This window comes from Bradyrhizobium sp. CAR08, assembly GCF_052871955.1.
Genome location: NZ_JBIXJX010000001.1, coordinates 64,059 through 78,079, shown reverse-complemented (window position 1 = coordinate 78,079; position 14,021 = coordinate 64,059). Strand labels below are relative to the sequence as shown.

Here is a 14,021-nt window from a genome sequence, read left to right as displayed (position 1 = left end):
TGTCAATGGCATCACCGTGAACAAGACAATTCAAACTGTCGAGAGTGCCGCAGCCGGCAGCACTTTCCTCATCGAGGACGTCTATCCCCTGATCGACGGCGGGCGCTTCCCCGTGAAGCGGATCGCGCGCGAACCGGTCGAGGTCTGGGCCGACATCTACCGGGACGGCGACGCCGTGATCGGCGCAGCGCTGATCTGGCGACAGGAGCAGGACCGCGAATGGCAGAGCGAGCCGATGATCCCTCACGGCAATGACCGCTGGTCCGGCGCGTTCACACCCGTCGAGCCCGGCAAATATGTCTATGCGATCGAAGCCTGGACCGACGAATTCGCCACCTGGTCGCACGCGGTCGCGCGCAAGCAGCGCTCCGGTGCCGACGTCACGCTCGATGCGATCGAGGGCGCCGGCCTTTTGACCAAGGCGCATGGCGCGCAGCAGGACGCCGCCGCCGTCATCGTCAGGCGATGCGAGGACTATCTTCAGACCGGCGACGTTGCCCCGCTGCTGGCAACCGAGCTCGGCGCAGCCATGGCCGAGAGCCAGTTGCGGCCTGATCTCACGCGCTCGGCGCTATTCCCACTGTTCGTCGACCGCGACAAGGCACGCTTCGGCGCCTGGTATCAGATGATGCCGCGCAGCCAGAGCGTGGTGCCAGGACAGCATGGCACGCTCCGCGACTGCATCGCGCGCGTGCCCGACATCGCCGCGATGGGCTTTGACGTGCTGTACTTCACGCCGATCCATCCTATTGGCCGCACCCGGCGCAAGGGCCGCAACAACATGCCGGTGGCGGGCGACGGCGATCCCGGCTCGCCTTATGCGATCGGCGCCATCGAGGGCGGGCACGACGCGCTGCACCCCGAACTCGGCACGATCGAGGATTTTCGCGCGCTGGTCGCGACCTGCCTGGAATACGGCCTCGAACTCGCGCTCGACTTCGCCGTGCAATGCTCGCCGGACCACCCGTGGCTGACGCAGCATCCGGAATGGTTCAAATGGCGCCCGGATCGGTCGGTGCGGACGGCTGACGGGCCCTATTCCGATATCGTCATCCCCGATTTCGCGTCCGTCGACCGGGCTGGACTGTGGAACGCGTTTCGCGACGCCATGCTGTTCTGGATCGACCACGGCGTCACCATCTTCGCCATCGACAATCACGACACCGCGCCGCTCGCCTTCTGGGAGTGGCTGATCCGTGACATCCGCCGCCGGCATCCCGAGGTGATCCTGTTTTCCAAGACGTTCGCGCGCCCGAAGCTGATGAAGGGCCTCGCCAAGCTCGGCTTTGCGCAATCGTTCAGCTATTTCCCCTGGCGCACGGCGAAGTGGGAGCTGGAGCAATATCTCGGCGAGCTGACGCGCTATCCCGAACGTGACTTCTATCGGCCGAACCTGTTCGTGAATACGCCCGATCTTTTGCCCTATCATCTCCAGGGCGGCGAGACATGGGCGTTCAAATCGCGCGTCGCGCTGGCGGCGACGCTGTCCGGCAATTACGGCGTCTACAGCGGGTTCGAGCTGCTGGAGCACGACGCGATCCCCGGCCGCGAGGAATATCTCAACTCCGAGAAATACCAGATCAAGCAGCGCGACTGGAACAAGCCCGGCAACATCAAGGCCTACATCACGGAGCTCAATCGCATCCGCAGCGAGAATGCTGCGCTTCAGCGGACGGCGAACCTGCGCTTCCTCGGCATCGAAGAGGGCGAGACGATCGCCTTCGTCAAGGAAGCGACCGACCCGGCCAACATCGTCGTGGCCGTGGTTGCGCTCTCGTGCCACGTGCGCGAATTCTGGTTGCCGCTCGGCGACGTCATGGTTGACGCCGGCGGGCAGCGACACCATGTGTCGGCACTCGAAAACCTCCTCACCGGCGAACAGGCCCGCATCGAATGGGGCGGGATCAAATTGCGTATCGATCCCGAGCGCGATCCGGCGCTGCTGTTCCGCTGCCTGGCGTAAGGGCGCACGCCATGAACGTATTGTCTTCCGTCGACACCAAGAAAGCCGAGGCTGCCGAGATCGTGGACGAGCTCTGGTACAAGGACGCCATTATCTATCAGCTTCACGTCAAGGCGTTTGCCGATAGCAACAATGACGGCATCGGCGACTTCGCCGGGCTGACCGAGAAGCTGCCCTATCTCCAGGAGCTCGGCGTCACCGCGCTCTGGCTGCTGCCGTTCTATCCCTCGCCCGGCCGCGACGACGGCTACGACATCGCCGACTACGGTTCCGTCAATCCCGATTTCGGGACGATGAAGGATTTCAAGCGCTTCATCCAGGAGGCGCAGAAGCGAGGCTTGCGCGTCATCACCGAGCTCGTCGTCAACCACACCTCGGACCAGCACAATTGGTTCAAGCGTGCTCGCCGCAGCCCGGCAGGCTCGAGCGCCCGCAACTGGTATGTCTGGAGCGACACCGACCAGAAATACCAGGGCACCCGCATCATCTTCACCGACACGGAGAAGTCGAACTGGACCTGGGATCACGAGGCCGGGGCGTTTTATTGGCACCGCTTCTTCTCGCACCAGCCGGACCTCAATTTCGACAATCCCCGCGTCGTCAGCGCGCTGATCCAGGTGATGAAGCGCTGGCTGGATGCCGGCGTCGACGGCTTCCGTCTGGACGCCATTCCCTATCTCTGCGAGCGCGAAGGCACCTCGAACGAGAACCTCCCCGAGACGCATGCCATCATCAAGCGGCTCCGCCACGAGCTGGATTCCTACTCCAAGGGCAAGCTGCTGCTGGCCGAGGCCAATCAATGGCCGGAGGACGTGCAGGAATATTTCGGCCGCGGCGACGAGTGCCACATGGCCTACCACTTCCCGCTGATGCCGCGCATCTACATGGCGATCGCCCAGGAGGACCGTTTCCCGATCACCGACATCCTGCGCCAGACGCCGGATATTCCGGCGAGCTGCCAATGGGCGCTGTTCCTGCGCAACCATGACGAGCTGACGCTGGAGATGGTGACCGACGTCGAGCGCGACTATCTGTGGACCACCTACGCCAACGATCCGCGCGCCCGCATCAATGTCGGCATCCGCCGGCGCCTCGCGCCGCTGATGGACAACGACCGGCGCAAGATCGAGCTGATGAACTCGCTGCTGCTGTCCTTCCCCGGCACGCCGATCATCTACTACGGCGACGAGATCGGGATGGGCGACAACATCTATCTCGGCGACCGCAACGGCGTGCGCACGCCGATGCAGTGGAGCCCGGACCGCAACGGCGGCTTCTCGCGCTGCGACCCGGCCCGCCTCTATGCGCCGCTGATCATGGATCCGGTCTACGGCTATGAATCGGTGAACGTGGAGGCGCAGTCGCGCAGCCTGTCCTCGCTGCTCAGCGCGACCAAGCGTCTGATCTCGGTGCGCAAATCGACGCTCGCCTTCGGCCGCGGCACCATGACCTTCATCCGCCCGGCCAACCGCGCCGTGCTGGCCTATGTCCGGCAGTACCGCGACGAGGTGATCCTCTGCGTCGCCAATCTGTCGCGCGCGGCCCAGGCGACCGAGCTCGATCTGTCGCCCTGGAAGGACCGCATCCCGCAGGAGATGCTCGGCCGCACGCGTTTTCCGGCGATCGGCGAACTGCCCTACATGGTCACGCTGGGGCCCTATGGCTTCTACTGGTTCCAGCTCACCGAGCGCGACAAGTCCGAGCCGGTGACGCCGCGCGCAGTGCCCGAATTCGAGACGCTGGTGGTGCCGGTGAACTCGACCTGGGTGTCGCTGGCGCGCGAGCGCGGCGTGTTCGAGCACGAGGTGCTGCCGGGATTCCTGTCGCGCACGCGATGGTATCCGGAGCACAATCCCAAGCACATCAAGCCGACGCTGACCTCGGCAGTACCGTTCTGCGACATCGGCGACAACAGGCCCTGGATCGCATTCTTCGAGGCCGCGCAGGGCGACGTCACCACGCGCTACGTGCTGCCGATGCAGATCGAATGGGTGCGCTTCGACCGCGAACGTTTCAATCCCAGGGCGCTCGCCGCCGTGCGTCAGGGGGCCCGCGAAGGCACGCTGCTGGACGTGGCAACCGAGCAGATCTTCATCGGCCTGTTCCTGCGCAATCTGTCGCAGAATCTGGTGGTGGAAGAAAACAATCTGCGGCTGGAGTTCAAGGCGACCAGCCGGTTTGCCGAGTACACCATCAAGGAGCCCGAACGCATCCGCACGATCGAGCAGTCGAACAGCACCGCGCTGGTCGACAACCAGTATGTCGCCAAGATCTATCGCCAGCTCGAAGCCGGCATCAATCCCGAGATCGAGATCGGCTCCTACCTCACCGAGATCGCCCGCTTTGCCAATACGCCGGCACTGCTCGGCAGCGTCGAGCTGGTCGAAGACGACCGTCGCAGCGCAGTCGGCGTGCTGCACGCCTATGTCGAGAATCAGGGCGACGGCTGGGGCGTCACCGCGGGCTATCTCGACCGCTATATCGACGAGCAACGGGTGCTGCCACCGGGCGAGATGCCCCGCGAGACCCAGGAGCAAGCGCCCTATCTGCACTTCATTGCGCAGATCGGCCGACGGCTCGCCGAGCTGCATGTGGCTCTGGCCGCTGCAAAGCCCGGAGATCTCGCGCCGGAGCCCATTGGCTCCGCACACGTCAAGCGCTGGTCATCCGAGCTCGAGACACGGGCCGAGCGGGTTTTCGAGCGGCTGGCCGCCAGCACCGACCGCCTGCGGGAGGTGGACCGACCGCTGATCAATCAGCTCGCCGCGGAGCGCGCGATCCTGTCCGGCCGGCTCAACGCGCTCTTACCTTCCGAGCTCGGCGGGTTGAACATCCGTCATCATGGCGATTTCCGCCTCGGGCAAACTCTGATCGTGAAGGACGATATCTTCATCATCGACTTCGACGGAGATCCGCGTTTGCCGCTGGCCGACAAGCGGCGCAAGCTGCCTGCGGCGCGTGACGTTGCCGGCCTGATCCGCTCGATTGATCTTTCGGTTAACGCGGCGCTTCACCGCGCGCTCACGGGCGCCTCCGACGAACAGGGCCGTCTCACGGCTGCGCTCGACGAATGGCGCGAGCGCACCACCGCGACGTTCCTCACCGCCTACCGCGAAGCCATGACCGATCGGCGGCTGTGGCCGGAAGATCCGCAATCTGCGGCTGGCCTGTTAAGGTTTTTCCTGCTTGATCAAGCGTTCGAGGAAGTAGAGTACGAGCTGTCCCACCGGCCTGAGGGGCTCCATGCGCCGCTGTCCGGACTGCTTCGCATTCTGTCCAGTATCGAGAGCGAAGCCCATGCCTAAACTCCCTGCCGAGGCCTATGCGATCATCGAGGGTCGCCACTCCGATCCGTTCCACTATCTCGGGCTGCATCCCGAGGGCGACAAGAGCGTGGTGCGCGCGTTTCTTCCCGATGCTTCCAACGTCGAGGCGGTGGGCGAGCACGGCGAGGTGGCGAAGCTCGATCGCGTCCATGATGCCGGCCTGTTCATCGGAGCTCTGCCGAACGGCGCGAAGCACTACCAGCTCCGCGCGAAGTTCGGCGACAACGTCATCGAATTCGAGGACACCTATCGCTTTCCGCCGATCCTGACCGATTTCGACCTCTATCTGCTTGGCGAAGGCACCCACCAGCGCCTTTACGACAAGCTCGGCGCGCATCCGATGCGGCTCGAAGGCATCGATGGCATCGGCTTCGTGGTGCTGGCGCCCAACGCCCGGCGCGTCTCCGTGGTCGGCGATTTCAATTTTTGGGACGGACGGCGCCATCCGATGCGGGTGCGCGGCGCGGGTTATTGGGAATTGTTCATCCCGCACGCCAAGGCCGGCGACCACTACAAGTTCGAAATTATCGGACCGCATGGCCATCTGCTTCCGCTGAAGTCCGATCCGATGGCTTTTGCAAGCGAGGTGCGCCCGAAGACCGCTTCTATCGTGTTCGACGAAGCACATCTGCCCCGGCCGCGACCGGCGCCCGACGGCATCAACGCGTTGTCCGCGCCGATGTCGATCTACGAGGTCCATCTCGGCTCATGGCGGCGCAAGAACGGCAATGAATGGCTGACCTATCGCGAGCTGGCCGAGCAGCTGCCGGCCTACGCCCGCGACATGGGCTTCACCCATCTCGAATTCCTCCCCGTCAGCGAGCATCCTTTCGACGGCTCGTGGGGCTATCAGCCGACCGGGCTGTATGCGCCGACCAGCCGCTTCGGCACGCCGGAGGATTTTGCCGCGCTGGTCGATGCCTGCCACCGCGAGGGCGTCGGCGTGCTGCTCGACTGGGTGCCCGGCCACTTCCCGGACGATCCGCACGGGCTCGGCAGCTTCGACGGCACAGCGCTGTACGAGCACGCCAATCCGCTCCAGGGCCGGCATCTCGATTGGGGCACGCTGATCTACAATTACGGCCGCACCGAAGTGACGAACTTCCTGGTCTCGAACGCGCTGTTCTGGCTCGAGCGCTACGCGATCGACGGACTGCGAGTCGATGCCGTCGCATCCATGCTCTACCTCGACTACAGCCGTCCGCCCGGGGCGTGGATTCCGAACCAGCATGGCGGCCGGGAGAACATCGAGGCGATCGCATTCCTGCGCCGCTTCAACACCGAGCTGTTCGCGCGTTTCCCGCAGGCGACCACGGCCGCCGAAGAGTCCACCGCCTGGCCGCAGGTCTCGCGCCCGGTCGAATTCGGAGGGCTCGGCTTCGGCTACAAGTGGAATATGGGCTGGATGCACGACACGCTGAACTACATCAGCAAGGACCCGATCCACCGCAAGCATCATCACGGCGACATCCTGTTCGGCCTGCACTACGCCTTCTCGGAGAACTTCGTCCTGCCGCTGTCGCACGACGAAGTCGTGCACGGCAAGCGCTCTATCCTCGGGCGCATGCCCGGCGACGAATGGCAGCGCTTCGCGAATTTGCGCGCCTATTACAGCTTCATGTTCGGCCATCCCGGCAAGAAGCTGCTGTTCATGGGCGCCGAGATCGCGCAAAGCCGAGAATGGAATCACGACCAATCGCTCGACTGGCACTTGCTCGAGTACAAGCCCCATTCAGGCATCCAGGCGTTGATCCGCGATCTCAACCGGCTCTATCGCGCGGTGCCCGCCCTGCACCAGATGGACTGCGAGCAGGCCGGCTTCGAATGGCTGATCACCGACGACGCCAACCGCAACGTGTTCGCCTGGCTGCGCAAGGGATTTGACGAGCACGCCCGGTGCATGGTGATCGTCAACTTCTCACCCAATGTCTATCGCAATTACCGCGTTCGCGCGCCGTTCGGTGGCAAGTGGAAGGAAGTGTTCAACTCGGACTCCGCCCATTACGGCGGCAGCAATGTCGGCAACATCGGCGAAGTCCACGCCGTCAATGGCGAGCTCCGCCTCACCATTCCGCCGCTCGCCGCGATCTTCCTCGTTCCGGAAAGCTGAACGATGCGCCTGACTGCTGGATCGCCCGCACGCCTCGGCGCAAGCTGGGACGGACGCGGCACCAATTTCGCGCTGTTCTCCGCCAACGCGCAGAAGGTCGAGCTGTGCCTGTTCGACATGCAGGGCCGCCGCGAACTCGAGCGCGTCGAGCTGCCGGAGCGCACCGAGGATGTCTGGCACGGCTATCTCAACGACGTCTCGCCCGGCCAGCTCTACGGCTACCGCGTGCATGGCCCCTACGAGCCGGAGCACGGCCACCGCTTCAATGCCAACAAGCTCGTGCTAGACCCCTATGCCAAGCGGCTTTCCGGGCGGCTGGTCTGGAGTGACGCGCATTTCGCCTATCGCACCGGAAGCCCGCGCGAAGACCTGTCGTTCGACCGGCGCGACAACGCGCGCGGCATGCCGAAGGCCGTCGTCGTCGACGAGACCTTCAACTGGGGCCGCCGCGAGATCCGGCCCAACATTCCCTGGGAAGATACCATCATCTACGAGGCCCACGTCAAGGGACTGACACAGAAGCGCGACGACGTGCCGCCGAATTTGCGCGGCACCTATGGCGGCCTGTCCTCGCCCGCGATGATCGAGCACCTGAAGAAGCTCGGCGTCACCACGGTAGAGCTTCTGCCGGTGCACAGCTTCGTCGACGACCGCATCTTGGTGGAGAAGAAGCTCGTCAACTACTGGGGCTATAACACCCTGTCCTTCTTCGCGCCCGAGCAGCGCTACGCCCAGGACAACGCTCTCGATTCCTTCCGCACCACGATCGCACGTCTGCACGATGCCGGCATCGAGGTGATGCTCGACGTCGTCTACAATCACACCGCCGAGGGCAATCATCTCGGTCCGACGCTGTGCTATCGCGGCATCGACAACGCCTCCTATTACTGGCTGAACCGCGAAAACCCGCGCTACTACGACGATTTTACCGGCTGCGGCTCGTCGGTGAACCTCACCCACCCGCGCGTGCTGCAGATGGTGATGGATTCACTGCGCTACTGGGTCGAGGTCTGCCACGTCGACGGCTTCCGTTTCGACCTCGCCACCACGCTGGCCCGCGGACCGAACGGTTATGATCGAGGCAGCTCGTTCCTGACCGCGATCCGCCAGGACCCGGTGCTGGCGAGCGTCAAGCTCGTCGCCGAACCCTGGGATCTCGGCCTTGGCGGCTATCAGGTGGGCGCATTTCCCTCGCAATGGTCGGAGTGGAACGACCGTTACCGCAGCGCCATGCGCCGCTACTGGAGCGGCGAAGGCAGCCTGATCGGCGATATCTCCAGCCGCATGACGGCGTCCTCCGACCTGTTCAACCACGACGGACGGCGGCCGCGCGCCAGCATCAACCACATCACCGTGCATGACGGCTTCACCCTGACCGATCTCTTCAGCTACAACGAGAAGCATAACGAGGCCAATGGCGAGGACAATCGCGACGGCTCCAACGACAACCACAGCAACAATTGCGGTGTCGAGGGTCCGACCGACGATCCCCAAATCGTCAGCTTGCGCCGGCAGCTTCGCAAGAACGTACTGGCCTGCCTCATGCTGGCGCAGGGCATTCCGCTGATCCTCGCAGGCGACGAGGTCGGGAATTCGCAATCAGGCAACAACAACGCCTATTGCCAGGACAACGAGGTGGGCTGGGTCGGCTGGGACAATCTCGGCAAGGACGGCGACGACATGGTCGGTTTTGTCGCCGAACTCGCCGATATCCGCCGCCGGTTCTCGCAGCTTCGCAGCCATCGCTGGCTCGACGGCCGCCCCAAGGACGGCATCTCCTATGGCGCGCTGTGGCTGACGCCGGCCGGCGACGAAATGACGGAAAGCGACTGGAAATTCCCGGAAGGGCGGTTCCTCTCCTATGTGATGGGGCCGATGGAACCGGGCAGCGCCGCGATCTTTATCGTACTCAACGCAGCCCCCGAAGAGATCGCATTCAAATTGCCAAAAATGACTGAATACAAGAGCTGGCAGCAGATCCTGAACACGACCGACGCCAAGCTGAATACGATCGACTTCCAGCCCGGGAGCGACAGCAAGGCGCCGCCGCGCTCCGTGCTCGCTTTCGCGGGGGCGCTATGAGGCCATCCTTCGGGGCGAGGCCGACGAGGGACGGCGTATCGTTCCGGCTGTGGGCGCCTGCCGCGCGCCGTGTCGATCTCCTGCTCGACAGACGACACGCGATGCAGCGCCGGCAGGATGGCTGGTATGTCGCCGAGATTGCCAATCTGCCCGTCGGCAGCAACTACAAATTCAGGATCGATGACGAGATCGACGTGCCCGATCCGGCGTCTGCATTCCAACCCGACGACGTGTTCGGCCCGAGCGAGGTGATCGATCATGACGCCTTCGACTGGCGCGCATCCGATTGGCGCGGCCGCCCCTGGGAAGAGACGGTGCTGATCGAGACGCATGTCGGCACCTTCACTGCGGAAGGCACCTATCGTGCGATGATCGACAAGCTCGATCATCTCGTCGCGACCGGCATCACCGCGATCGAACTGATGCCGCTGGCTGACTTCGCCGGTCGCCGCGGCTGGGGTTATGATGGCGTGCTGTGGTACGCGCCCGACAGCGCCTATGGTCATCCCGATGAATTGAAGACGCTGATCGACGAAGCCCATCTGCGCGGGCTGATGGTGTTCCTCGACGTCGTCTACAATCATTTCGGCCCCGAGGGAAATTACCTCGGCCGCTACGCGCCGGCCTTCTTCACCGACGCGCACACGCCATGGGGCAGTGCGATCGATTATCGCGTGCCGCAGGTTCGCGCTTTTGCCGTCGAGAACGCGCTGTCGTGGCTCAGCGACTATCGCTTCGACGGCCTGAGGCTCGATGCCGCCAATCACATCATGGCGGTCCCCGGCGAGCAATCGATGCTGCAAGACCTTAGCGTCGCCGCGGGCGAGCTTGCCAAGGCGACGGAGCGCCATATCCATCTCGTGCTGGAGAACGGCGACAACCGCGCGAGCCTGCTCGACGCGGCGCAGGAGCCTCCGAACGGCAAATATCGCGGCCAGTGGAACGACGACTACCACCACGTCTGGCACGTGATGCTGACGGGCGAGCTCGCCGGCTATTATGCGGACTATCAAACGCCGCGGCTCGATCTCGCACGCGCGCTCGCCTCCGGCTTCGTCTATCAGGGCGAGATCTCGGAATTCTGGGGCAAGAAGCCGCGGGGCGAGAACAGCGGCGAGCTGCCGCCGGCAACCTTCGTCAACTTCCTGCAGAACCACGACCAGATCGGCAACCGGCCGCTTGGCGACCGGCTCGAAAGCCTGGCATCGCCCGAGCAGATCGAAGCCGCACTCGCGGTGACCCTGCTCGCACCGATGGTGCCGATGCTGTTCCAGGGCGAGGAGTGGGGCTCCATCGCGCCCTTCCCGTTCTTCTGCGACTTCCAGGGCGGACTGGCTGATGCCGTCCGCAAGGGGCGCAGGCAGGAATACGCCTGGGCCTATGAAAAGTACGGCGACGAGGTGCCCGACCCGCTCGATCCGGCAACACTGCAATCGGCCGTGCTCGACTGGACCGACCACACGCCGGAGCAGGATGCGCGTCTCGCGCTGGTGCGGGAGCTGCTCGCACTCCGCCACAAGGAGATCGCGCCACGACTGAAAGGTGCGCGCTTCGGTGATGCCGCCGTGGCCGATAGCGGCCTGCTCACCGCACATTGGCACATGGGAGATGGCGCGACGTTGCGCCTCGTGGCCAATCTCTCCGACAAGGACATCGCGTGTTCCGACGCCGGTGTGGGGACCCTGATCTGGGGCGGCGCGGCCGGCGACCGGCTTGCGCGCTGGTCGGTGGTCTGGCGCCTCGGAGGTTGAGATGGCTCCAGCCATTCCTCTCGCAACCTACCGGCTTCAGCTCACCGCGGATTTCGACTTCGACAAGGCCGCCGCGGTGGTGCCCTACCTGAAGGCGCTGGGAATCACGCATCTCTACACCTCGCCGGTGATGAAGGCCCGCAAGGGCTCGACGCACGGCTATGACACCGTCGACCACAGCCAGTTCAATCCGGAGCTCGGCGGCGAGGCCGGCTTCGCGCGGCTGAGCGAGGCGCTGACGCGACACGACCTCGGCCTCATCATCGACTTCGTACCGAACCATGTCGGCGTGCACTTCGCCGACAATCCTTGGTGGCTGGACGTGCTGGAATGGGGCCAGGCCTCGCCGCACGCCGTCTCCTTCGATATCGACTGGGATCAACTGGCCTTCCGCGCCCGCGGCGGCGTGCTGCTGCCGATCCTCGGAGCGTCCTATGGCGAAGCGCTCGAGAGCGGCGATATCGAGCTGCGCTACGATCCCAACGAAGGTAGTTTTTCCGCCTGGTATTTCGAACATCGATTGCCGATCGCGCCGGAGCGCTATGGCGAGGTGCTGCGGATGATCGTGAAGGACGCCGACGCCGCCGAGACCGAGACGGGCAAGCGCCTGCTGTCGCTCGCGGCGCGCTACACGGGACTGCGCCGCCCCAACCGCAAGGAAGCACCCGGCTTCAAGGCGGAGCTCAGGGAGATCGCAGGCAGCGCCGATATCATCGGGCGCGGCCTCGGCGCCTATCGCGCGGCCAAGGACCGTCCCGCGCAGACGCTGGCGCTGCATCATTTGCTGGAGCGCCAGCACTACAAGCTGGGGCACTGGCGGCTTGCCTCCAGCGACATTAACTATCGACGTTTCTTCGACGTCAACGGGCTCGCCGGCATGCGCGTCGAGGATCCCGGCACGTTCGCCGCCACGCACCGGCTGGTGAAGCAACTCATTGCCGACGGCAAACTGCAAGGCATCCGGCTCGATCATATCGACGGCCTGCGCGATCCCGCGCAATATTGCCAGCGGCTGCGCCGGCTGGTGCGCGACGCTCAGGGCACCACAAAGCCGTTCTATACGGTGATCGAGAAAATCCTGTGCGAGCACGAGCGCCTGCCGCATTTCGCCGGCGTCCAGGGCACCACCGGCTATGAGTGGATGAACGCCATCACTCACGTTCTGGTCGACGCCAAGGGGCTGGAGGCCATGGACGAGACCTGGCGGCAGATCAGCAACCGGCCGCCGCGGCTCGCGCCTTACGTCAAGGACGCCAAACGGCGCGTGCTGGAGACGCTGCTGACCAGCGAATTCACGGTTCTGACGCGCCTGCTTGCGCGCATCGCCAACGGGCACTACTCGACCCGCGACTTTTCCGCTGACAGCCTGCGGCAGGCGCTCGAGCTCTATGTGCTGCATTTCCCGGTGTACCGCACCTATTTGACGACAAGCGCGCCAACGGCGAACGATCGTAAGCTGATCGACAACACCATCGAGCACGCTCGCCGGGAATGGTTCGCCGCGGACGAAGGCATTTTCGACTTCCTGCGCGACGCCCTCACCATGGACCTGCTCAAGCCCGGTCGTCCCCCGCACAGCGCCCCGCGGGTGCGCCGCTTTGCGCTGAAGGTGCAGCAATTCACCGGGCCGATGATGGCGAAGTCGTTGGAGGACACCGCTTTCTATCAATTCCACCGGCTGCTCGCCCTGAACGAAGTCGGCGGCGATCCCGCGAGCAAGGGCCTCACCATTCCCGCTTTCCACGAGACCATGCAGGCCCGCGCCAGGGAATGGCCGCAAGGGATGACGGCGACCGCCACGCACGACACCAAACGTGGCGAGGACGCCCGCGCGCGGATTGCTGCCTTAAGTGAAATTCCCGGCGAATGGACCAGCGCCGTGGCACGCTGGAAAGTCCTGAACGCGCCGCACCTCGCGCTCGACGGCAATCTGCGCGCTCCGTCGGCAACGTTCGAATACATGCTCTACCAGACGCTGCTCGGCGCCTGCTCCCTCCAGGAGCCGGCCGATGCCGGTTTCGTCGCGCGTATCCAGGCCTACGCGCTCAAGGCCGCGCGCGAGGGCAAGGAGGAGACCAGCTGGCTCAACCCGCACGAGGTCTATGAGAACGGCGTCAAGAGCTTCATTGCGAAGATCCTCGATCCCGCGCAATCAGGCGAATTCCTGGAGGCGCTGAACACGCTGGCTCGCCGCGTCGCGCTGCTCGGCGCGCTGAACGCGCTGAGCCAGCTCACGCTCAAGGCGACATTGCCGGGCGTACCCGACTTCTACCAAGGCACCGAATTCTGGGACCTGTCGCTGGTCGATCCCGACAACCGCCGCCCGGTGGATTTTTCCGCGCGACATGCGGCGCTGGGCAGGCTGGAGAATCCGGATTGGAATCACCTAATCAAGAGCTGGCCGGACGGTCAGCTCAAGCTGGCCTGGACGCGGCACCTGCTCAAGCTGCGCAACGAGCTGCCCGACGTCTTCGCGCGAGGTGACTACCAGCCGCTTCAGGTGCGGGGCGCACATGCCGACCATGTCGTAGCGTTTGCCCGCCGCCACGGCCGGGCTGCGGCGATCGTCGTGGTCGGGCGCCAGTTCGCACCTTTCACGCAAGCAGGCCGCGAATGGCCGGCGTTCGATGGGGCCGACGCCACTATTGACGTCACGGGCTATAATGTGCCGGGTTTCGCCGGCAACGATCTGCCGCTCGCGCAGGCGCTTCGCGGTTTTCCCGCTTCGGTCATCCCCGCGCGCCCAGCGGGCGCGGCGAAGCCGGTGCGACAGCGCACCCGCGCTTGAA

At 64.5% G+C, this 14,021-nt stretch carries 6 protein-coding genes; all 6 read left to right on the top strand.

All coding sequences use genetic code 11. From position 1 onward, the window contains the following. The first annotated feature begins 16 nt into the window (after nucleotides 1-16). From ACIPUD_RS00335 to treY, 6 genes are read left to right on the top strand one after another with little or no spacing between them, the layout of a single operon-like run. Nucleotides 17-1,963 carry a maltotransferase domain-containing protein gene (locus ACIPUD_RS00335; RefSeq protein WP_446479971.1) on the top strand — a complete coding sequence of 649 codons (1,947 nt, stop codon included), beginning with the start codon at nucleotides 17-19 and terminating at the stop codon, nucleotides 1,961-1,963. Nucleotides 1,964-1,974: 11 nt separating this feature from the next. Beyond that, a complete protein-coding gene (gene treS / locus ACIPUD_RS00330; RefSeq protein ID WP_446479970.1) occupies nucleotides 1,975-5,268 on the top strand; it encodes a maltose alpha-D-glucosyltransferase in 3,294 nt (1,097 codons plus the stop codon). Further along, entirely contained in the window at nucleotides 5,261-7,399 is a 2,139-nt protein-coding gene (glgB, locus tag ACIPUD_RS00325) for a 1,4-alpha-glucan branching protein GlgB (RefSeq protein WP_018454055.1), read from the top strand. Before treS ends, glgB begins: the two co-directional genes overlap by 8 nt. Nucleotides 7,400-7,402: 3 nt before the next feature. Then, a complete protein-coding gene (gene glgX / locus ACIPUD_RS00320; protein WP_446479969.1) occupies nucleotides 7,403-9,481 on the top strand; it encodes a glycogen debranching protein GlgX in 2,079 nt (692 codons plus the stop codon). Then, a complete protein-coding gene (gene treZ / locus ACIPUD_RS00315; protein ID WP_446479968.1) occupies nucleotides 9,478-11,232 on the top strand; it encodes a malto-oligosyltrehalose trehalohydrolase in 1,755 nt (584 codons plus the stop codon). The genes glgX and treZ overlap by 4 nt, the downstream gene beginning before the upstream one ends. A 1-nt stretch (nucleotide 11,233) precedes the next feature. Next, on the top strand, nucleotides 11,234-14,020 hold the full coding sequence (gene treY, locus ACIPUD_RS00310) for a malto-oligosyltrehalose synthase (RefSeq protein WP_446479967.1): 2,787 nt from the start codon (nucleotides 11,234-11,236) through the stop codon (nucleotides 14,018-14,020). The last annotated feature ends 1 nt before the right edge of the window (nucleotide 14,021 follow it).